This window comes from Phytobacter palmae (assembly GCF_039409775.1).
Lineage (GTDB): Bacteria > Pseudomonadota > Gammaproteobacteria > Enterobacterales > Enterobacteriaceae > Phytobacter > Phytobacter palmae.
The window spans coordinates 16,222-35,432 of the sequence record NZ_JBCIVJ010000021.1; the positions used below are offsets into that span (position 1 = coordinate 16,222).

The 19,211-nt window shown below is 51.6% G+C and carries 25 protein-coding genes; 9 read left to right on the top strand and 16 right to left on the bottom strand.

What is annotated here, in order from left to right; genetic code table 11:
* The first annotated feature begins 12 nt into the window (after positions 1-12).
* Positions 13-240 (top strand): YceK/YidQ family lipoprotein, encoded by a 228-nt coding sequence (locus AAIG39_RS20810; RefSeq protein WP_249572160.1) that lies wholly within the window; start codon positions 13-15, stop codon positions 238-240.
* On the opposite strand, the gene AAIG39_RS20815 is transcribed toward AAIG39_RS20810, so the two are convergent.
* From AAIG39_RS20815 to AAIG39_RS20825, 3 genes are all read right to left on the bottom strand, one after another.
* Positions 241-615 (bottom strand): MysB family protein, encoded by a 375-nt coding sequence (locus AAIG39_RS20815; protein WP_047369826.1) that lies wholly within the window; start codon positions 613-615, stop codon positions 241-243.
* Between the two features lie 94 nt (positions 616-709).
* Positions 710-1,942 carry a multidrug efflux MFS transporter MdtG gene (gene mdtG, locus AAIG39_RS20820; protein WP_343194640.1) on the bottom strand — a complete coding sequence of 411 codons (1,233 nt, stop codon included), beginning with the start codon at positions 1,940-1,942 and terminating at the stop codon, positions 710-712.
* A 150-nt stretch (positions 1,943-2,092) separates the two neighbouring features.
* Positions 2,093-3,013 (bottom strand): Kdo(2)-lipid IV(A) acyltransferase, encoded by a 921-nt coding sequence (locus AAIG39_RS20825; RefSeq protein ID WP_090087966.1) that lies wholly within the window; start codon positions 3,011-3,013, stop codon positions 2,093-2,095.
* 219 nt (positions 3,014-3,232) lie between these two features.
* On the opposite strand from AAIG39_RS20825, the gene trhO reads away from it, so the two are divergent.
* A complete protein-coding gene (trhO, locus tag AAIG39_RS20830) occupies positions 3,233-4,282 on the top strand; it encodes an oxygen-dependent tRNA uridine(34) hydroxylase TrhO (RefSeq protein WP_343194641.1) in 1,050 nt (349 codons plus the stop codon).
* 92 nt (positions 4,283-4,374) lie between these two features.
* Here the strand turns inward: trhO and AAIG39_RS20835 are convergent, their stop codons facing one another.
* The 10 genes from AAIG39_RS20835 to mdtH form a co-directional block, all read right to left on the bottom strand.
* Positions 4,375-4,950, bottom strand: coding sequence for a YceI family protein (locus AAIG39_RS20835; RefSeq protein ID WP_343194642.1), 576 nt, complete (start codon positions 4,948-4,950; stop codon positions 4,375-4,377).
* A gap of 1 nt (position 4,951) precedes the next feature.
* Positions 4,952-5,518 carry a cytochrome b gene (locus tag AAIG39_RS20840; protein WP_343194643.1) on the bottom strand — a complete coding sequence of 189 codons (567 nt, stop codon included), beginning with the start codon at positions 5,516-5,518 and terminating at the stop codon, positions 4,952-4,954.
* A gap of 269 nt (positions 5,519-5,787) precedes the next feature.
* Positions 5,788-5,904, bottom strand: coding sequence for a YceO family protein (locus AAIG39_RS20845; protein ID WP_090087960.1), 117 nt, complete (start codon positions 5,902-5,904; stop codon positions 5,788-5,790).
* Between the two features lie 59 nt (positions 5,905-5,963).
* Positions 5,964-7,082, bottom strand: coding sequence for an N-methyl-L-tryptophan oxidase (gene solA / locus AAIG39_RS20850; RefSeq protein WP_343194644.1), 1,119 nt, complete (start codon positions 7,080-7,082; stop codon positions 5,964-5,966).
* Positions 7,083-7,198: 116 nt separating this feature from the next.
* A complete protein-coding gene (gene bssS / locus AAIG39_RS20855; RefSeq protein ID WP_041851759.1) occupies positions 7,199-7,453 on the bottom strand; it encodes a biofilm formation regulator BssS in 255 nt (84 codons plus the stop codon).
* Positions 7,454-7,723: 270 nt separating this feature from the next.
* Positions 7,724-7,969, bottom strand: a complete 246-nt coding sequence (gene dinI / locus AAIG39_RS20860; RefSeq protein ID WP_090087956.1) for a DNA damage-inducible protein I — start codon at positions 7,967-7,969, stop codon at positions 7,724-7,726.
* 76 nt (positions 7,970-8,045) lie between these two features.
* On the bottom strand, positions 8,046-9,092 hold the full coding sequence (gene pyrC / locus AAIG39_RS20865; protein ID WP_343194645.1) for a dihydroorotase: 1,047 nt from the start codon (positions 9,090-9,092) through the stop codon (positions 8,046-8,048).
* 235 nt (positions 9,093-9,327) lie between these two features.
* On the bottom strand, positions 9,328-9,888 hold the full coding sequence (locus tag AAIG39_RS20870) for a lipoprotein (protein WP_249572164.1): 561 nt from the start codon (positions 9,886-9,888) through the stop codon (positions 9,328-9,330).
* 115 nt (positions 9,889-10,003) lie between these two features.
* Entirely contained in the window at positions 10,004-10,651 is a 648-nt protein-coding gene (grxB, locus tag AAIG39_RS20875) for a glutaredoxin 2 (protein ID WP_343194646.1), read from the bottom strand.
* A 64-nt stretch (positions 10,652-10,715) separates the two neighbouring features.
* A complete protein-coding gene (gene mdtH, locus AAIG39_RS20880) occupies positions 10,716-11,924 on the bottom strand; it encodes a multidrug efflux MFS transporter MdtH (protein ID WP_090087949.1) in 1,209 nt (402 codons plus the stop codon).
* A 232-nt stretch (positions 11,925-12,156) separates the two neighbouring features.
* On the opposite strand from mdtH, the gene rimJ reads away from it, so the two are divergent.
* The 4 genes from rimJ (at position 12,157) to murJ (ending at position 15,972) form a co-directional block, all read left to right on the top strand.
* Positions 12,157-12,741: a ribosomal protein S5-alanine N-acetyltransferase gene (gene rimJ, locus AAIG39_RS20885; protein WP_041851753.1), complete on the top strand. Its 585-nt coding sequence runs from the start codon at positions 12,157-12,159 to the stop codon at positions 12,739-12,741.
* Positions 12,742-12,750: 9 nt separating this feature from the next.
* A complete protein-coding gene (locus tag AAIG39_RS20890) occupies positions 12,751-13,404 on the top strand; it encodes a YceH family protein (protein WP_090087946.1) in 654 nt (217 codons plus the stop codon).
* A gap of 2 nt (positions 13,405-13,406) precedes the next feature.
* Entirely contained in the window at positions 13,407-14,330 is a 924-nt protein-coding gene (locus AAIG39_RS20895) for a Gfo/Idh/MocA family protein (RefSeq protein WP_249572168.1), read from the top strand.
* A gap of 106 nt (positions 14,331-14,436) precedes the next feature.
* Complete coding sequence (gene murJ / locus AAIG39_RS20900; RefSeq protein ID WP_090087943.1) at positions 14,437-15,972, top strand: murein biosynthesis integral membrane protein MurJ; 1,536 nt, start codon at positions 14,437-14,439, stop codon at positions 15,970-15,972.
* A gap of 60 nt (positions 15,973-16,032) precedes the next feature.
* Here the strand turns inward: murJ and flgN are convergent, their stop codons facing one another.
* From flgN to flgA, 3 genes are all read right to left on the bottom strand, one after another.
* Complete coding sequence (flgN, locus tag AAIG39_RS20905; RefSeq protein ID WP_047369841.1) at positions 16,033-16,455, bottom strand: flagella biosynthesis chaperone FlgN; 423 nt, start codon at positions 16,453-16,455, stop codon at positions 16,033-16,035.
* 3 nt (positions 16,456-16,458) lie between these two features.
* On the bottom strand, positions 16,459-16,749 hold the full coding sequence (flgM, locus tag AAIG39_RS20910; protein ID WP_090087941.1) for a flagellar biosynthesis anti-sigma factor FlgM: 291 nt from the start codon (positions 16,747-16,749) through the stop codon (positions 16,459-16,461).
* Between the two features lie 96 nt (positions 16,750-16,845).
* Positions 16,846-17,511, bottom strand: coding sequence for a flagellar basal body P-ring formation chaperone FlgA (flgA, locus tag AAIG39_RS20915; protein WP_343194647.1), 666 nt, complete (start codon positions 17,509-17,511; stop codon positions 16,846-16,848).
* Between the two features lie 165 nt (positions 17,512-17,676).
* Here flgA and flgB point away from each other — a divergent pair, with 165 nt between their 5' ends.
* The 3 genes from flgB to flgD are packed head-to-tail and all read left to right on the top strand — an operon-like array spanning position 17,677 to position 19,196.
* Complete coding sequence (gene flgB, locus AAIG39_RS20920; RefSeq protein WP_249572170.1) at positions 17,677-18,093, top strand: flagellar basal body rod protein FlgB; 417 nt, start codon at positions 17,677-17,679, stop codon at positions 18,091-18,093.
* Between the two features lie 2 nt (positions 18,094-18,095).
* Entirely contained in the window at positions 18,096-18,500 is a 405-nt protein-coding gene (gene flgC, locus AAIG39_RS20925; RefSeq protein ID WP_090087938.1) for a flagellar basal body rod protein FlgC, read from the top strand.
* Between the two features lie 12 nt (positions 18,501-18,512).
* Positions 18,513-19,196: a flagellar hook assembly protein FlgD gene (gene flgD, locus AAIG39_RS20930; protein WP_090087936.1), complete on the top strand. Its 684-nt coding sequence runs from the start codon at positions 18,513-18,515 to the stop codon at positions 19,194-19,196.
* The last annotated feature ends 15 nt before the right edge of the window (positions 19,197-19,211 follow it).

The following is a 19,211-nucleotide window of genomic DNA, read 5'->3' on the forward strand; positions in this document are numbered from 1 at the left end:
TGAGGTTGTTGAGTGAGAATTCTCATTGTGGCACTTATGGCATGCCTGCTCTGCGGATGCGGTAGCATCATCAGCCGGACGATCCCAGGCCAGGGGCATGGCAATCAATACTACCCTGGTGTCAAATGGGATGTCCGCGACTCCGCATGGCGCTACGTTACCGTACTCGACCTGCCATTCTCGCTGGTGTTCGATACACTCTTACTGCCCATTGATGCACACCATGGCCCGTATGAGTAATTAACGCTCGTCCCACTCATCCGCCGCAGCCTGGCCCTCCTCAGTATCAAGTGGAGGCTCAAGCTGGAATTCCCCCTCATCCCACTCATGCAGCGTGTTTTCTTCGAGCCACTCCTGACGTAGCTCTATCTCATCAAAATCGCCGTCAAACACACTCTGTGCGGCTTCGCCCGATAACATTGGCAAACACTCGCCTTCCTCTTCGTCTGTTGCGAAGAATTCAGCCTGCCACATAATGTCTCCGTCCTGGAGAACGTATTTCTGGACGTTGAATTGCTGCACACTGGCATCTTCTTCCTCCACGCCTGGGTTATTGGCCAGGAACTCTTCGCGAGCAGCATCAATTGCTTCTTCGAGCGTAGCGTACATAGTCATAAATTTCTCCCTGTGGTTTGACGAGGTATTCAGGGAAAGAATAGTTGAATATGAGGTTTTGCAAGTGTCAGAACAAAAAAATCAGTCGTCGGTGTTAATCATCGACGGCGCGGTCAGCAACTCTCTGGCGGGCAGGACGTTGTAGACTGACCCAGGAGTAAAAAGCATTAAACAGGACGATATCAGCCGTCACGCAGAATACTGCGCGAAAACTGTAGTTTGCCGAGACCGCTGCGCCGAGCAGGGGACCTGTCACATTACCGATATCGCGAAATGACTGGTTGTAGCTGAATACGCGGCCTGCAATCTGTTGGGTAGTGTTATAGACCAGCAGTGTTTGCACCGCGGGGAGGAGTGCGCCATCGGCGGCACCAAGGAGAAAACGCAGTAACCCAAGCTGCCAGGGTGTTTGTACGAAGGCCATCGGCACCAGCAGCAAGACGGAAATGAGCAGTGCGGCAATTAAGATCTTCTCCGGGCCGATACGATCGCCAAGACGACCAAGGCGCGGTGCGCTCATCAGCGCCGCCATGCCGGGAACCGAAGCAATCATGCCGCTGATAAACGCGATATTACCGACGTTACCTGCCAGCTCACGGACATAAAGCGTCAGGATAGGGGCGATAGACCCAGTGGCGACCTGAATGATCATTGTCGTGACAAACAGACTGAGTACGAGGCGTGGGCTTTTCAGCGAGGCGAAAACCTCTTTTGCATGGAGCATCTCTTTTTTCGCCACCGGGGTGAAATTTTCCCGGATGCAAAAGAGCGTTAACAAGAAGCAGATAAACAGAACCGAGGCGGTGATAAAAAAGACCATCCGCAGCCCATACGTATCGGCCAGCAGACCGCCCGCCAGCGGACCAAGAAGTGCTCCCGCTACGCCGCCAGTAGATAAGGTGCCCATCGCCCATCCACTACGGTTTCGTGGCATCTGTGTCGCAATCAGCGCGTTGGCATTCGGAATAAAGCCGCCGAGCAAGCCAAGCAGGGCACGCAATACAAGAAATTGCCAGATAGTTTGCGCAAGCCCCATCAGGGCCATGACAACAGCCATCCCCAGCGCAGAACGCAGGAGCATAATTTTACGCCCTTTACGGTCAGCGAGGCCGCCCCAGAAGGGGGAGGCTATTGCGGAAAAAAGAAAGGTAATACTAAAGACCAGACCGGACCACATGTTAAGCGCGCTATGCCCGGTAACGCCAAGTAGCTCAACGTAGAGAGGCAAAAAAGGCATAACCAGACTAAATGCCGCGCCAGTTAAGAAACAGCCGATCCAGGCCACGGTCAGATTACGTTTCCAGTTTATGGGAGCAGGAGATGACATTACCGTTCACGTTACGCGTATCACACGCGAAGAATAAATAATTGAAAATAATAAGCCTGCTAATTATGCGCCTGAGTGATAAAAGCTGCAACGGAAAGCATGTACAGAAATGCAACAAGCATAGCCCGGCGAAGCGGGCTATGCAGGAGGTTAATAGCGGGAAGGGACACCTTCAGGGCGGGTTTTGAAGCGACGATGCAGCCACATATATTGCTCGGGGGCCATCAGAATGCAGCGCTCAACGACCTTATTCATCCAGGCAGCGGTCTCTTCTGCACTCTCCAGCGGTGGAGTGGTTTCACCTTCCAGCATCACCAGCTCATACCCTTTACCGTCCGGTTTACGACGTGGTACGAAAGGTACCAGGCAAGATTTAGACATCTTTGCCAGCATCCAGGTGCCGGTAGTGGTAGCGGTCTGCTCTACCGCAAAGAAGGGCACAAAGACGCTGGAACGTGGGCCGTAGTCGTGGTCTGGCGCGTACCAGACAACGTCGCCGCTTTTCAGTGCGCGTACCATCCCCTTCAGATCTTTACGATCTATCATCGTCTTGTTTGAGCGCAACCGCCCCCATGTCTGTAGCCAGTCCAGCAGTGGATTGTCATTGGGTCGGTATACGCCAATGCCCGGGATATGCATACCGAAAACGCGCGCTCCCAACTCAAGCGTTAAGAAGTGCACGCCGATAAGCAAAATCCCCTTACCTTCAGCGAAGTGTTTCTGAGTGTTTTCCATCCCGATGACATCAACCCAGCGATTGATCCGTTTGTCTGGCCAGAACCACGCCATCCCGGTTTCCATCACCCCCATCCCAACGGACTCAAAGTTCTTTTTGACCATTTCCTGACGCTCTTGCTCCGGCATTTGCGGGAAACAAAGCTCAAGGTTGCGATGTGCGATACGGACGCGGCGCTTCATCAGGCGCATTGCCAGCCGTCCGATACCGCAACCCAGGCGATAAATGGCCGGATAAGGCAGTTGTACCACCAGCCACAACAGTCCAATTCCGCACCAGGTTAGCCAGTAGCGCGGATGTAGTAGTGACAGGGAAAATTTAGGTAAATGCGTCATATCGTTCCTTTACTCAGCAAAAATCTCCTGCATTGTCGCATTTTTTATTGAGTCAACCAAAACCACCAGCAGTTGAATGCGTAATTGCCAGGCTATTGTTATTGAAAGATGATTTTAATGAGGGAAATGTAGCGCAAATTGTGTGGATGTAAATTGCCACTAATTGCTTTATGATGCCGCCCGATTTTATTGATTACCGCATTGCAGGATACGTACACCATGCCAGTGTTACACAACCGCATCTCGAATGATGAACTGAAAGCGCGCATGCTTGCAGAAACCGAGCCGCGCAAGACCGTCTCATTCTATAAATATTTCTCGATCGTTAACCCGCAGGCCACGCGCGACGTACTTTACACCGCCCTAACAAAGCTGAATGTATTTGGCCGCGTATATCTGGCTCATGAAGGGATTAATGCGCAAATCAGCGTGCCGGAAAGCCAGTTTGAAGCCTTGAAAGCGTATCTTTACAGCTTCGATCCTGCCCTGGATGGCCTGCGTATGAACATTGCCATTGACGATGACGGCAAATCATTCTGGGTCCTGCGTATGAAAGTGCGCGATCGCATCGTCGCGGACGGGATCGAAGATGCTTCGTTTAATGCCAGCGATGTCGGCGAGTATCTGAAAGCCGCTGAAGTGAATGCGATGCTGGACGATCTGGATGCGATTTTTATCGACATGCGTAACCACTATGAATACGAAGTGGGCCATTTTGATGGTGCGCTGGAAATTCCTGCCGACACTTTCCGCGAGCAACTGCCAAAAGCGGTCGAAATGATGCAGGAACACAAAGACAAAAAAATCGTCATGTACTGCACAGGCGGGATCCGTTGTGAAAAAGCCAGCGCCTGGATGAAACACAACGGCTTTAACAAAGTCTGGCACATCGAAGGCGGGATCATTGAATATGCCCGTCGCGCTCGTGAACAGGGACTGCCGGTACGTTTTATCGGTAAGAACTTTGTTTTTGATGAACGTATGGGAGAGCGTATCTCTGATGACGTGATTGCCCATTGCCATCAGTGCGGTGCGCCATGTGACAGTCATACCAATTGTGTGAACGATGGCTGCCATTTACTGTTCATTCAGTGCCCGTCGTGCGCTGAAAAATTCAAAGGATGCTGTAGCGAAGCCTGCCTGGAAGAGAGCCAGTTACCGGAAGAGGAACAGCGCAAGCGGCGAGCCGGACGGGAAAATGGCAACAAGATTTTCAACAAATCTCGTGGTCGTCTGAATACAAAACTCGGTATTCCGGACCCTGAATAAAAGCCTTTCGCCTGCGTGAGCAATATGTTCACAGGCTACGCTCCAGGGGCGGATCATCGTCAGTGATCCGCCCCTGATGTTTCTGCGGGTTGTTACTTCTGCTGTACGCCTTCCACAGAGATGATCAATTCGACCTCCTGCGATGCAGGGCCAAGGTCGGTAGTGATATTAAAGTCTTTAAGTTTAATTTTCCCTTCCGCTTCAAAACCAGCGCGTTTACCGCCCCACGGGTCATCGCCCTTACCAATCAGTTTGGCTTCAAGCTTCACCGGTTTTGTCACGCCGTTTAAGGTTAGATTGCCGGTGATATCCAGCTCATCACCATCTTTTTTAACCTCGGTTGAGGTGAAGGTTGCCTGCGGATGTTTCGTTACATTGAGGAATTCACCACTACGAAGGTGTTTGTCGCGTTCCGCATGGTTGGTATCGACACTATTAGTATTGATGGTGACATTGACCTTATCAGCAGAAGGATTGGCCTCATCAAAGGTAAACGAGCCGTCAAAATCTTTAAATGTGCCGTACAACCAGCTGTAACCGAGGTGCTGGATGCGGAAATTGATGAAGGCGTGTTGACCTTCTTTGTCGATTTTGTATTCCGCTGCCATCGCGGAACCCGCAGAGAACAGTAACGAAGCGAGAGTGAAACCCAGCAGGCTTTTCTTCATGTCATACTCCAGAGTCAGATGACGATTTCCCCAGCATGCGCTTTAGGGTGTCGTCTTTATCAATGAAATGGTGTTTAAAGGCGGCAAGGCCGTGTAAGACAGAAAGGATCACGACCATCCATGCCAGCCACAGGTGAATATCTCCGGCGAGGTCTGCCTGCGAGCCTGCATCGGCGATCGTGGCAGGCACATCAAACAGGCCGAAAACGCTGATGGGTTTCCCGTCAGCGGTGGAGATGAGGTAGCCACTGAACAGAATGGCGAACAGCAGCAAATAAAGCGCGACATGTGCGATAACCGCGCTGATGCGTGTCAATCGCGAGTAGCTTGCGAGTGGGGCGGGTGGCGGGGAGAGACGCCGCCAGATAAGGCGAATCACCAGTACCAGCATCAGGACAATACCAATGCTTTTATGCAGTTCGGGCGCCTGGTGATACCAGCCGTCATAATAGCTGAGCGTGACCATCCACAAACCCAGCGCAAACATGCCGTAGACTGCAATTGCGACCAGCCAGTGCAGGACAACAGAAATTGCGCCATAGCGAAATGGAGAATTACGAAGTTGCATAATGTGAACCGCGAGAGTGTTAAAGTTAATTTAAAATGGCGTCAGAAAAATAATATTGCAACTTAAAAATAACAATTAATAATCCTGATTTTTCAATATCATAAATTTTGAATAACTACCCGTGTTTATGTTCAACTGATTCGAGCGCAAAGGAGCGTTTTATGCTTGAGAGGCCTAAGTGATGGGGGTCGAGTGTGGGGTTTTTATTTCAAAAAATCTGTCGTAATTTTAAGTTTTTTTAAAAGAATGTCAGTAAATGTCAATATTCGTTATTCGGCCCAGACAATATAAATGAGATCCACAAGGGCGATAATTGACCATAAAACGATATATACCATTAAATGCTCGCGGACATTATTAACTAAAAAAAAGAACAGGCGGCGCATAATCTCTCCAGATAATCGGCCAAAGAAAAGGCGACCCACAAAGGGGTCGCACAAAGAAATTATCCCGCAAAGCGTGCTAAAGAGAAGGGGGTTAAATCAAACTTACTGCTTTCCCCCTTCGCGAACAGGCTCGCAATTTCCCCCAGTACTGGCGCAAACTTGAAGCCGTGTCCGCTCAGCCCTGTGACCAGCAAGACATCAGATGAGTCGGGGAGGGTATCGATAATAAAGTCTTCATCAGGTGAATTATCATAAGTACAAGAGGCTCCGTACAGACAGCCGCCGATGCCGGGTAAGAACTGGCGAAGGAAGTTGAAGCATTCTGAACCATCAGAAGCCACTGCGCCAAACGGTAGACGTTCGCTGGGCTCGTTAATTAACTGGCCGCCGTTATGCTTGCCGATTTTTAACGCATCGTCCTCAGCGGGAAAACCATAGTACTGGGAGCCATCTGCCATTTCACTGGTAAAGGCCGGGAAACGATTTCGGGCACTGTAACGACCATCGGCCTGGAACCAGGTAAAGACTTTGCGTACCGGCTGGACAGGTAAGCCCGGAACCAGTCGCGCAACCCATGTGCCGCTACTGACCAGGATCTTTTTCGCGCTGAATGTGCCCTCTGACGTATCGATACTCACGCCATCATCTGCTGTATGCAAGGCTGTCACCGGGCAGTTGAACAGTTGTGCGCATCCGGCTTCTTGTGCCAGGCGAATCCAGGTTTTAATTGCCAGTTCGCTGCGAAGTACGCCGGAATCGGCTTCGAACAAGCCGATGTAGTCATCCGGGACGGCGATTTCTGGCCAGCGTGCCATCAGCGATGGCGCATCAAGTTTTTCTACGGCCAGATCCCAGCGCAGCGCACTTTGCGCGACATTCGCCAGGAAAGAGGAGTGCGCCGGGCCAAGATTGAGAACCCCGGTGCGCTCAAATACGGCTTCGCCGCTTTCAGCAACCAGCTGATCCCACAGTTCCTGGGCGCGCAGAACCAGCGGAACGTATTTTTCCCCTTCCCCATAAGCATGGCGGATTAAGCGGGTATCGCCATGATGGCTCCCTTCCTGATGCGGCGGCAGGTGCGCATCGGTCATCAGTACGTTGAGACCGGCACGGGATGCATAATAGCCCGCCGCTGCACCGACAGAGCCGCTGCCAATGATGATCAAATCGTATTTCATGTTGTTCTCCATCAAGTGCGTAGGCAGGAGAGTAAATAACCGGGAGGCGTTATACAAGACGGGAAATAATTAAGGCACCACATGGGTGCCTGTTGAGTGATTATTGAGCATTATTGCTAATGCCTGCGATACTCATTTTCCTGGTACTCGCCTGATTCTATTTTGGCGATACCCGCTTCTAAAATCGAAATAAACTGGCGGGCAACTTCGGTCGTTAACCACAACGTCTGGCCTACTTCGGTATCCTGTGAAGCGGCTCTGTTTGGGGTCTGGTAATGTAAGCGCAACATCAGTGCGTCGTAACTGTCCACTGTGCTGATATCCCATCCAACCAGAGGATGGGTCTGGATGACTTCATTATTCTTTTCCATCATAACCCCCTTATGCGTGTTAAATGACAACGACTTTCGAGGTTCAATGCGTGTTTTGTGAAGCCTTTTCAGTATACCAATATTTAACCTTGCTGATCGAATAAATAACACTCTGCAACATAATTTTATTGCAGTTGGATTTTTTTGAACAAGAAAGCGCTAACTTACGCGTTATTTTTAAGCAGGTTAGGTGAGGAGTAAGATTTTTGCTTAAAAAAAAACAAAAAAGCCGGGGCGACCCGGCAAAACATGCACAATACAGATTATTTTTTAATCCCGGATAAACCAGTCGTCTGCGCTTTCCCAGGTTTCCTGCAAAATTTCACTGACGCGCTCTTTATCTTCTTTTGCTCCGCCCATCACGGACAAGTTATTTGCTGCCGCATAACGAACCGTAATTTTATTTTCGCTATCGGGGTAATAATTATTCAGTCGGCGGGATAACTCGCTCGCCAGCGCATCGATAGCACCTGGCGGGAGTGGTGTAGTTTTGGCAATAGTCACTTCAATGCGCATGGCAACCCCCTGTGTTATATACTGTGTATTTATACAGTTACCTTAAAAGGTTTACAACAGGGGGTTGTAAAAAAAATCAGGATTTCACTGTCCAGTGCACGGTCTCACCGGCAAGGAACGGGATGATTGTATCTTCCGGCAAGTCAATACTGTCAATGACCGTGGAATCTTCACGCACCAGTTCAATAAAAGACTCATTCACCGGCAAGCCATAAAAACGCGGACCGTTGAGTGAACAGAAAGCTTCAAAATGCTGTAGTGCATTCATCTCCTCAAACACGGTGGCATAACTTGCCAGCGCGGTCGGCGCGTTGAAGCAACCTGCACAGCCACAACTGGCCTCTTTACGATGGCGGGCGTGCGGCGCAGAATCCGTGCCGAGAAAGGCGCGAGTAAAGCCGCTGGCAACCAGTTCACGCAACGCCTGCTGATGCACGTTGCGTTTCAGAATGGGCAGACAGTAGAGATGGGGGCGCACCCCACCAACCAGCATATGGTTGCGGTTGAACATCAGATGCTGCGGTGTGATGGTGGCAGCCAATAGCTCATTACCGTCACGCACATATTCTGCCGCATCTTTAGTAGTGATGTGCTCAAAAACCACTTTCAACCCCGGCAGACGCTGGTGAAGCGGTTCCATGACCGTCTCGATAAAGCGGGCCTCGCGATCGAAGATATCGATCTCCGCATGGGTCACTTCACCGTGAACCAGCAGTGGCATCCCCAGCTTTTCCATACGCTCAAGCACCGGCATGATGGCATCAATGCTGGTCACTCCGTGGCTGGAGTTAGTGGTTGCATTGGCAGGATAGAGCTTGGCAGCGGTAAAGACATTCTCGCGAAAACCGCGTTCCACTTCGTCAGGATTGAGCGAGTCGGTCAGATAGCAGGTCATCAGCGGAGTAAAGTCATGTCCGGCAGGCACGGCATCAAGGATGCGCTGGCGGTAAGCGATAGCCGCATCGACGCTGGTCACCGGCGGGACAAGGTTGGGCATGACGATGGCGCGAGCATAGGTTTCGCTGGTCCAGGGCACGACGGTTTTTAACATTTCGCCGTCACGTAAATGAACGTGCCAGTCATCAGGGCGGCGGATTTTTAAAACCTGGGATTGTGCTGTCATCAGAGTGCTCCGGCTGGGTGAGAATCAGTCAATATGGCTGGTTTTTTGCCGGGCACTAAGAATAAGCGTATACCCGTCATACTTCAAGCTGCATATGCGTTGGCTTCTCTCATCCCGGTCACTGACCTGAGTAAGCTTCCGGGAGTTTACTGGCTCGACGCTTATCAGCAAGACTGATTATTTTGGGTATATAAACGTCTGCGTTTGCCTCTTTTTCTGAAAAAGCCTCACGGGCTTAATCGGTGAGAGGGATGATAATTTCACCCGGTTTCACTTCGATACCTTTGGCATATTTTTTCGCCAGCGCTTCGCCTTTACTGCTGTCTTCACGCAGGATATAAGCAGGGTGCTGATTAAAGTAGGTCTGCAGGGACTGGTTCAGATAGGGCATCAATGTTTGCAGAATGGACTGCATTTTTTGCGGCATGACGGTTGCGTCGACCACTTCCATCTCCTGGAGGTAGATTGCCCCCTTTTCTTTATCAAAGACAGGCAGCGCCTTCATTTTGAGTTTCATGGTGGCTTTCTGGCTACCGAAAAGGGAGTTCATATCCAGGCTGGCATCGCCAGAAAGAGTAATTTTATTCGGTTCCTCACGTCCAATCTGGCTTGCCAGATTGCTGAGGACAATATGTGCATCCGCCACGCCAGGCAGGCCGATATCTTTGGCGAAATTATTGTGTTTTTGCAGTGACTGGTTAATTTCCTGCTCGCTGATGCTGTACTGTGTTAGCTGGTTACAACCCACCAAAACGCCGCTTAAAATCAGTGCTGCGGCGAGAATAATCTTTTTCATTATGTTCCTCAACAGAGTGCCTGTGTATTCATCCTTGTCTGTAGCATCAGTCCAGGGCACAGGATAAGCCAGCAGAAAAAGCTGAAAGCGGAAGCGAGCGCTTCCGCCTGTGGCATTATATCGCTATTGATGAGAGCAAGTTAATTTGAGTCTGTTTCGCCATATTATCGCGGTAGTCGGCCACGCGCGTAGGCCAGTTAATGCCCGCAACAATAGTCAGATTCCTCAACAAGGGGAACAGGTGAATATCATCATCTGACAGTTCACCGTTTACTGCATTTGGCTGAACAATTAGCTTATCCAGTGCACGTAAATCATCGCTGATATTTTTGATTAGCCCCGATGAATGGGCCATATGCTCAGCAAAGTTGCCGATGGCAGCCTCTTTTTTAGCGACAAAGTACGCTCTCGCTTCAGGCGTTGCGAACTCATCAAAGGCGCTTTTCGCAAAGCGCGGGATGAGCAGGCGGTTAACGTAGCTATTCACTTTTCTGAGCCAGGTTTCGAGGGCCGGATTCTGCTTCCCGGTCAGCAGTGGCTTACCGTCAGACTTGTCGACGTAATGCACAATATCCATGCTTTCTGGTAGATAACGGCTGTCATCTTTTTGCAGGATCGGCGCCATTTTTTGACCAATCATACGGGTCGGCGTTGCTTCGTCATCATTGAGCAAGACGTTGAGTTCTACGGGGATATTCTTGAGACCGAAAATCATGCGGGCCTTAACGCAGAACGGGCAGTGATCATAAATGTAGAGTTTCACGATTCTCCTCCATACTGATTGTCCATCACAAAAAAGTATGGAGGAGATTAAAAGGAGTGGCAAATTACGCGCCGGGTTCGAGCAGGCGGGCAGGGGTGCGTTTTTGCGCGAATTGCCACAGCAGGGCGAAAAAGGTGATAAGACCAATCAGCGCCAGCATCATCCAGGGTAACGCCGGTTGACTTAGCGCTTTACCCACGTCAAACAGCCAGCCACCGCCGGTATATCCCAGCGCACCGCCAAACGCCAGGCCCAGACGACTGAATCCCATATAACTGCCGCGGGCACGCGAGTCAGCCAGCGCCGCACTTAAGGTTTCACGCGCTGGTTCAGCAATAATCGATCCGATATAAAAGGTGCAAATCAGCGTAAACAGTTGCTGCAGGCTGGTGACCAGACCTATCGGTAACAGGCTAAATGACATACAAACCAACCCGGCCATTAGCCGATGTTCCAGGCGAAAACGCTTTTCACTCCAGCGGGCTATAGGATAAAGCAGCGTCAGCGACAGGCTGGCCTCGATGGCGTACATCCATTTAACAGCCGCCGGCGAACCGGCAATATCATTCACCATGATAGGCAGCATCAGCATCACCTGTACCGCCAGCATATAATACCCGGTGAGCGTCAGCACATAGGTGACAAAGCGTTTGTCACGTAACACGCGACTGAGTCCTTCGCGCACCGGCGTTTTTACTGTCGATAATTTCCAGGCGGGCAGTAGCCAGGCATTAAAGCCTGCGCAAAGAACAAATACAGCGGCGCCGACGACACAGACCAGACGAAAATCGTATTGCAGCAGCCAACTGCCAATCAGTGCACCAATTACCGCACCCGCGCTGTCCTGCATCATCAGGATTGAGAAGAAGCGTCCACGCTGGGATGGGCGAATCAGCTTGACCACCAGCGCTGTACGCGGCGGGTCAAAGAGCGTACCGCCCAGTCCGGATAATATGCACGAGCACCACAGTAGCCAGGGGTCATGGGCGATGCCCATCGTGGCAAAACCCGCCGCACGCATCAGCATGCCGGTGACGATCAGTGGTTTGGCGCCAAAACGGTCGGCGATGGCGCCGCCGAAAACCCCCAGCCCTTGCTGCACAAATTGCCGTAACCCAAGGGCAATGCCGACCATTAAGGCAGCCCAGCCGAGTTGATCAACAAAACGTATAGAAATAAGCGGGAAAACGACGAAAAAGCCCAGCACCACCAACATATTATCGACGAGCAGGAAATATTTACCCAGGCTCCTTGCCTGCGATACGCGTGACATTCCCCCTCCCGGGAAATAATAGAAAGTACTTTCATATTCTGCCGGGTCGCCTGATGTTTTCCCATCGTCGGGGCGACAATATTTTTTTATCAAAAGCGGGCTTTAATTCAGAGTTCTCATCGAAAAAACGTATGGATTGCGAAAATGCAGGTTGTTGTTTTCACAGAGTGGCCGAGCAAATGTATAGTAAAGGGAAGGGGTTGAGAGAAGTAACCGGAAGGAGAAGGAATGAATGTTTGGCTATCGCAGTAATGTGCCGAAAGTACGCCTGGTCACTGACAGGCTGGTGGTTCGCTTAGTCCATGAGCGGGACGCCTGGCGGCTTGCGGACTATTACGCTGAGAACCGTCAATTTTTAAAACCCTGGGAACCGGTTCGTGACGAGAGCCATTGCTATCCGTCTGGTTGGCAGGCCCGCCTGGGTATGATTAACGAATTCCATAAACAAGGAACCGCTTTTTACTTCGCGCTACTCGATCCAGAAGAAAAAGAAATCATTGGCGTGGCGAATTTCTCCAACGTGGTACGCGGTTCGTTTCATGCCTGCTATCTGGGGTATTCCATCGGGCAAAAATGGCAGGGGCAGGGGTTAATGTTTGAAGCGTTGACGGCAGCCATTCGCTATATGCAACGAACGCAACATTTGCATCGTATTATGGCGAATTATATGCCGCACAATAAACGCAGCGGCGATTTACTGGCACGCCTTGGTTTTGAAAAAGAGGGTTACGCAAAAGCGTATCTGCTGATTGATGGACAGTGGCGTGATCATGTATTGACGGCATTGACCACCAAAGACTGGACCCCGGGTCGTTAAGGAGAAAACATGAAGTATCAGCTCAGTGCCACGGAAGCGCGCGTCATCGGATGTTTGCTGGAAAAACAGGTCACTACACCCGAACAATATCCACTGTCAGTGAATGCCGTGGTGACCGCATGTAACCAAAAAACCAACCGTGAACCGGTCATGAACCTCAGCGAGCATGAGGTACAGGACGTACTGGATACACTGGTTAAGCGCCACTATTTGCGCACAGTCAGTGGTTTCGGTAATCGCGTCACTAAATATGAGCAGCGTTTCTGTAACTCCGAATTTGGCGACCTGAAACTTACCTCAGCTGAAGTGGCACTCATTACCACGCTATTGCTGCGCGGCGCGCAAACGCCGGGTGAACTGCGCGGACGCGCGGCGCGGATGCATGAATTTAACGATATGGGGGAAGTTGAAAGCGCGCTGGAGAATCTGGCTCAGCGCGAAGATGGCCCCTATGTTGTGCGTTTACCGCGAGAGCCGGGCAAACGGGAAAGCCGCTATATGCATCTGTTTAGCGGTGATGTGGCGACGCTGATTAACGTTGTGGAGGCGGTAAGCCCGCTTGATAGCGACAACGATCTGGCTTCACGTGTCGAAGCGCTGGAAAATGAGGTCGCTGAACTGAAACAGCGTCTGGCTTCACTACTCGAACATCCGGGAGATTAATCGTGGCGGCATTACGTATTGGAGTGGTGGGATTAGGCGGCATCGCGCAAAAAGCCTGGTTACCGGTACTGGGAGCGGCGAGCGACTGGACGCTGGCGGCAGCCTGGTCACCCACGCGAGAAAAAGCGCAGCGCGTGTGCGATACCTGGCGTATACCTTATGCCGGGTCGTTAGCCGATCTCGCCGCGCAGTCCGACGCGGTCTTTGTCCATACCTCCACCGCCTCGCATTACGCGGTGGTGAGTGAACTTCTTAATGCAGGTGTCCATGTTTGCGTCGATAAACCCCTGGCAGAAAATTTAACGGACGCGGAAAAACTCATTGAACTGGCGGCGCGTAAAAAGCTGACGTTGATGGTGGGGTTTAATCGCCGTTTCGCGCCGCTGTACCGTCAGTTAAAAAGTCATTTGCCGCAGGCTGCCTCGCTGCGTATGGATAAACATCGCAGCAACAGCGTTGGCCCACACGATCTGCGCTTCACCTTACTTGATGATTATCTGCATGTAGTGGATACAGCGCTCTGGTTAGCCGGGGGCAATGCGTCGCTTGCCAGTGGCACATTACTGACCAATGACGAGGGCGAAATGATTTACGCCGAGCACCACTTTGCACAGGGAGCGTTGCAAATCACCACCAGTATGCATCGCCGTGCCGGTAGCCAACGTGAGTGGGTGCAGGCGGTAACGGACGGCGGGCTCTATGACGTTACTGATATGCGTGAATGGCGTGAAGAGCAGGGGCAGGGAGTAGTGACACCAGCAATACCTGGCTGGCAGAGTACGCTGGAGCAGCGGGGCTTCGCCGGCTGCGCGCGTCATTTTATTGAATGCGTGCAAAATCAGACGGTTCCTGAAACAGCAGGGGAACAGGCCATTCTTGCCCAGCGCATCGTCGAAAAACTCTGGCGCGAGGCGATGAGCGAATAACCCTCTGTAACATATGGCGGTAGAAATTCGCGTTATTCCAGGTAGACTAAGCGCTTCGCGATACCAACGCCTGCTTTGTGCAGGCGTTGTGTTTATGGAACCCTAAATGAACTTATTAAAATCGCTGGCGGCCGTCAGCTCAATGACCATGTTTTCTCGCGTGCTGGGTTTTGCACGCGATGCCATTGTGGCGAGGGTATTTGGTGCGGGGATGGCGACTGACGCCTTCTTTGTAGCCTTTAAACTGCCAAATCTCTTACGACGTATTTTTGCCGAAGGGGCATTTTCTCAGGCCTTTGTCCCTATTCTTGCGGAATATAAAAGTAAACAAGGCGAAGAGGCGACGCGGGTTTTTGTTGCTTATGTTTCGGGGCTGTTAACGCTGGCGCTGGCTATTGTCACCCTTGCCGGGATGCTGGCGGCGCCCTGGGTCATTCTGGTTACGGCGCCGGGCTTTGCCGACACTGCTGATAAATTTGCATTAACCTCTCAGCTTTTGCAGATAACGTTCCCCTACATTTTGCTGATTTCACTGGCGTCGCTCGCGGGGGCGATCCTGAATACCTGGAACCGCTTCTCTGTCCCGGCATTTGCGCCCACATTTCTTAATATCAGCATGATTGGTTTTGCCCTGTTCGGCGCGCCGTATTTCCATCCGCCAGTACTTGCGCTGGCATGGGCGGTAACGGTGGGCGGTGTGCTGCAACTGGTGTATCAACTGCCGCATCTGAAAAAAATTGGCATGCTGGTGCTGCCGCGCATCAGTTTCCGCGATGCAGGTGCGATGCGGGTGATGAAACAGATGGGGCCGGCGATCCTCGGCGTATCGGTCAGCCAGATATCCCTGATCATCAATACTATTTTTGCCTCCTTCCTGGTCTCCGGTTCGGTCTCGTGGATGTATTACGCTGACCGCCTGATGGAGTTTCCCTCCGGGGTGCTTGGCGTGGCGCTGGGGACGATTTTGTTGCCGTCACTCTCGCGAAGTTTTGCCAGCGGTAATCATGATGAGTATTGCCGCCTGATGGATTGGGGACTGCGGTTATGCTTTTTGCTGGCGCTGCCAAGCGCCGTGGCGTTAGGCATTCTCGCAAAGCCGCTGACGGTTTCGCTCTTTCAGTATGGGAAATTCACCCCGTTTGACGCCCAGATGACGCAGCGCGCGCTTATCGCCTATTCGGTTGGCCTGATGGGCCTCATTGTGGTGAAAGTGTTGGCGCCAGGGTTCTATTCACGACAGGACATCAAAACGCCGGTAAAGATTGCCATCGTCACCCTGGTGATGACGCAGCTAATGAACCTGGCGTTTATCGGCCCGCTTAAACATGCTGGTCTGTCACTCTCGATTGGCCTGGCGGCATGCCTGAATGCCAGTCTGCTCTACTGGCAGTTGCGCAGGCAGAATATTTTTACCCCACAGGCTGGCTGGGGGCGTTTCCTGACACGTCTCATCATTGCGGTGATAGTAATGGCCGCGGCGCTGCTGGGCATGCTGTATGTGATGCCAGACTGGGCGCAAGGCAATATGGCGCATCGACTGATTCGGTTAATGGCCGTGGTGGCGGTAGGTGTTGTGGCTTATTTTGCAACGCTGGCGCTGCTGGGGTTCAGAGTGAAAGATTTCGCCCGCCGGATAGCGTAAGCGCAAAAGGGAGTCGACCATAACAGGCGACTCCCGCGAAGAAGAATGTGAACGCGACAGCTAGATGGAAATCTTTTTTCCGCCCCTGCTACCCGTAAAGGTCTGTCCATTCGCACCATAGAGCCCTGGCTCCTGGTGAGGTTTCAGTACCTCGAGCGCTTTTCGATTAAGGGCAATTTGCCCTTCGAGCAACCAGCCATTGTGCTGGTTCAGATCGCGCAGGTGTTGCGTTTTTCGTGTGATTATCTGCCAGCGATCGGCAATATCGTCGTTCGCGCTACTTTGTACTTTCTGCGCTTCACGCCGTTGCTGCTCAAGATAATCCAGTGTGGCAAGCAATGAGCTTTTCTCTTCCGTGATGCGCTGCAGCGTGCTGCTATGCACATGGCCCACAGAGAGTTGTTTCTGCTCAGCATCCATCACGTCTTTTAACGCGTTCAGGATAACTGTCATTTGATCAAGGATATCTGACAGTTGATTCATACATTATTTACTCAAGTAACTCTGCACTTCGTTAATCAGGGCATCAGCGATTTTGCCGGTGTCCATTTTTAGCTCTCCATTACGGATTGCCGTTTTCAATTGTTCAACGCGTTCCATATTGACGTCGCTGCTGCCCGGCTGCATCAGTTTGGATTGGGCATCACTCAGCGTTACGCTCGTGCTGTTGGCGGTCTTCGATTTTTCCAGACGTACTTTCTGTGCCTGGGTGTCGCTGGTTTCACGTGTTTGAACGGTGCTAACCGGCTTTAAAGGCGATGTACGATCAATGCTCATAGTGTGTTGTCCTCATAGAGGTTTTCCGGCGTTTTGGGTCTGCCATCTTCAGTCGTTGCTTATTTATCGGCAGATGCCGCAGATTCTTTAAAAAGATTATAGGTTAATCAGAATATTCCCATCAGCGCCGACAATTCCACTTACAATTTGACCTGAAGACATGCGTACCCGGGCACTTTGCGACACTGCCGCATTGTTCAGTGCCTGGCCTTCACTATTGACACTAAAGCCTTCGCCATTTGCTACAACCATCACACGCTGACCCGCTTTTACTCGCCAGGCCTGGCGCAGCATTGAGAGCTGAACCGGTTGATCGGGTGAGAGATCGCGCAGGCTTACGGCGTCTTGTGCCTGAGAAATATCGAGCATTGTTTTCGGCGGTAACTGATCGAGCCTGCCGCGTTTAAGCGCTACGCTTCCCGGCGTCAGAACAGTGCCACGGGCAATCGCCTGAGCGGCGACAACATAATTCCCCGTTGCCTGGACGTTTACCTGCAAATAGCGTTTTTCGTTACCGCAGTTCGTCAATACGTTGACGTTTCCCCAAAGCTGAGCGTACCCCGTCAAACTTAAGGCTGGCTGCTCGCAGGTGGGATAAAGATTTTTCGGCGTGCGTATTGTTACCACCACCTCGTCACTAAAGCCAGCCAGTCGTTGTGCAAAAAACGCGGTGAGCTGCGCTTTTAAGTCTTGCGCCAACACTTGCGGGCTTAAAATCAAAAACAGCAATGCCGCGGCTAAACCGCTTTTCAACGTGTACATCGCAGACCCCTGCCTGTTGTTTGTTGAAGAGATGACAGGATTCTACCCGCCACGCAAATCTATCAACGGAATAAATAGCGACGCATTTTGCGCTTATTCCGACGATAAGGCGCGCGTAAGGAGATTTAAGCTGTTGACTAAATAATTGTCATCAGCGGGGAAGCCATGCTCGATAAACTTGATGCCGCGTTACGGTTCCAGCAAGAAGCACTGAATCTGAGCGCGCAGCGCCAGGAAATCCTGGCCGCCAATATTGCGAACGCCGATACCCCGGGGTATCAGGCACGTGATATGGATTTTTCCAGCGAACTGAAAAAGGTGATGGAACGTGGCCGGGCAGAGAACTCAGGCGTCTCGCTGGCGTTAACTTCCAGTCGCCATATTCCGGCGCAAGCCATCTCCACCCCGTCTCCGGACCTGCTCTACCGTATCCCGGATCAGCCTTCCGCAGATGGCAACACCGTGGATATGGATCGCGAGCGTACACAGTTTGCGGATAACAGCCTTAAGTATCAGACAGGGCTGACCGTGCTGGGCGGGCAGATTAAAAGCATGATGTCCGTGTTGCAGGGGAATAACTAACTATGGCATTGCTGAATATTTTTGATATCTCCGGCTCCGCGCTCACCGCGCAGTCTAAACGTCTGAACATGGCCGCCAGTAACCTGGCGAACGCCGACAGCGTCGCCGGTCCGGACGGACAACCTTATCGCGCTAAACAGGTCGTTTTTCAGGTGGATGCTGCACCTGGTCAGGCAACGGGCGGCGTAAAAGTGGCGGGTGTTGTTGAAAGCCAGGCACCCGACAAGCTGGTTTATGAACCCGGCAACCCACTGGCGGATGCGAAGGGCTACGTCAAGATGCCTAACGTTGATGTTGTCGGTGAAATGGTGAACACCATGTCCGCGTCCCGCAGCTATCAGGCGAACGTGGAGGTGCTCAACACCGTTAAAAACATGATGCTTAAAACGCTTACCCTCGGCCAGTAAAAGGAGACTTAAATGTCTATCGCCGTAAATGTGAATGACACATCCAGCAGCAGTGTCAACTCCACCAGCAGCAGTAGCTCCTCTCCGCTGACCACGAGTAGCGCGTCAGATCTACAGAGCAGCTTCCTGACCCTGTTAGTCGCACAGTTAAAAAACCAGGATCCGACCAACCCGTTGCAGAACAACGAACTGACCTCGCAGCTTGCGCAGATCAGTACGCTGAACGGGATTGAAAAACTGAACACCACGCTGGGATCTATCTCCGGTCAGATCGACAGCAGCCAGGCGCTGCAGGCGAGCAATCTGGTGGGTCACGGTGTGATGATTGAAGGCACAACAATTCTGGCCGGTAACTCAACCACAACACCGTTTGGTGTTGAACTGACTCAGGCAGCGGACAAAGCGACTGCGACCATCACCAGCAAAGACGGCACTGTAGTACAGACCGTTGACCTGGGGCCGCTGACCGCCGGCGTCCACACCTTTAGTTGGGACGGCAAGCTTTCGGACGGTACTACCGCCCCCGATGGTTCTTATAAAGTTTCTATCGCCGCCAGTTCAGGCACTACGCAACTGGTTGCTCAGCCGCTGCAATACGCTCTGGTTCAGGGTGTAACGCTGTCGGATTCAGGCAACAAGTTAGATTTAGGTACCTACGGCACCACTACGCTCAACGAAGTTCGGCAGATTATTTAAGCCTTAACACTTATC

What these genes read in the sequence shown, in the direction of transcription:
- murJ (WP_090087943.1), top strand. Translation starts at nt 14,437, where the DNA reads ATGAACTTATTAAAATCGCTGGCGGCCGTCAGCTCAATGACCATGTTT.
- AAIG39_RS20825 (WP_090087966.1), bottom strand. Translation starts at nt 3,013, where the DNA reads ATGACGCATTTACCTAAATTTTCCCTGTCACTACTACATCCGCGCTAC.
- dinI (WP_090087956.1), bottom strand. Translation starts at nt 7,969, where the DNA reads ATGCGCATTGAAGTGACTATTGCCAAAACTACACCACTCCCGCCAGGT.
- flgC (WP_090087938.1), top strand. Translation starts at nt 18,096, where the DNA reads ATGGCATTGCTGAATATTTTTGATATCTCCGGCTCCGCGCTCACCGCG.
- trhO (WP_343194641.1), top strand. Translation starts at nt 3,233, where the DNA reads ATGCCAGTGTTACACAACCGCATCTCGAATGATGAACTGAAAGCGCGC.
- flgN (WP_047369841.1), bottom strand. Translation starts at nt 16,455, where the DNA reads ATGAATCAACTGTCAGATATCCTTGATCAAATGACAGTTATCCTGAAC.
- AAIG39_RS20870 (WP_249572164.1), bottom strand. Translation starts at nt 9,888, where the DNA reads ATGAAAAAGATTATTCTCGCCGCAGCACTGATTTTAAGCGGCGTTTTG.
- AAIG39_RS20815 (WP_047369826.1), bottom strand. Translation starts at nt 615, where the DNA reads ATGACTATGTACGCTACGCTCGAAGAAGCAATTGATGCTGCTCGCGAA.
- bssS (WP_041851759.1), bottom strand. Translation starts at nt 7,453, where the DNA reads ATGGAAAAGAATAATGAAGTCATCCAGACCCATCCTCTGGTTGGATGG.
- flgA (WP_343194647.1), bottom strand. Translation starts at nt 17,511, where the DNA reads ATGTACACGTTGAAAAGCGGTTTAGCCGCGGCATTGCTGTTTTTGATT.
- flgD (WP_090087936.1), top strand. Translation starts at nt 18,513, where the DNA reads ATGTCTATCGCCGTAAATGTGAATGACACATCCAGCAGCAGTGTCAAC.
- rimJ (WP_041851753.1), top strand. Translation starts at nt 12,157, where the DNA reads ATGTTTGGCTATCGCAGTAATGTGCCGAAAGTACGCCTGGTCACTGAC.
- solA (WP_343194644.1), bottom strand. Translation starts at nt 7,082, where the DNA reads ATGAAATACGATTTGATCATCATTGGCAGCGGCTCTGTCGGTGCAGCG.
- mdtG (WP_343194640.1), bottom strand. Translation starts at nt 1,942, where the DNA reads ATGTCATCTCCTGCTCCCATAAACTGGAAACGTAATCTGACCGTGGCC.
- AAIG39_RS20845 (WP_090087960.1), bottom strand. Translation starts at nt 5,904, where the DNA reads ATGCGCCGCCTGTTCTTTTTTTTAGTTAATAATGTCCGCGAGCATTTA.
- AAIG39_RS20890 (WP_090087946.1), top strand. Translation starts at nt 12,751, where the DNA reads ATGAAGTATCAGCTCAGTGCCACGGAAGCGCGCGTCATCGGATGTTTG.
- AAIG39_RS20835 (WP_343194642.1), bottom strand. Translation starts at nt 4,950, where the DNA reads ATGAAGAAAAGCCTGCTGGGTTTCACTCTCGCTTCGTTACTGTTCTCT.
- flgB (WP_249572170.1), top strand. Translation starts at nt 17,677, where the DNA reads ATGCTCGATAAACTTGATGCCGCGTTACGGTTCCAGCAAGAAGCACTG.
- AAIG39_RS20840 (WP_343194643.1), bottom strand. Translation starts at nt 5,518, where the DNA reads ATGCAACTTCGTAATTCTCCATTTCGCTATGGCGCAATTTCTGTTGTC.
- flgM (WP_090087941.1), bottom strand. Translation starts at nt 16,749, where the DNA reads ATGAGCATTGATCGTACATCGCCTTTAAAGCCGGTTAGCACCGTTCAA.
- pyrC (WP_343194645.1), bottom strand. Translation starts at nt 9,092, where the DNA reads ATGACAGCACAATCCCAGGTTTTAAAAATCCGCCGCCCTGATGACTGG.
- mdtH (WP_090087949.1), bottom strand. Translation starts at nt 11,924, where the DNA reads ATGTCACGCGTATCGCAGGCAAGGAGCCTGGGTAAATATTTCCTGCTC.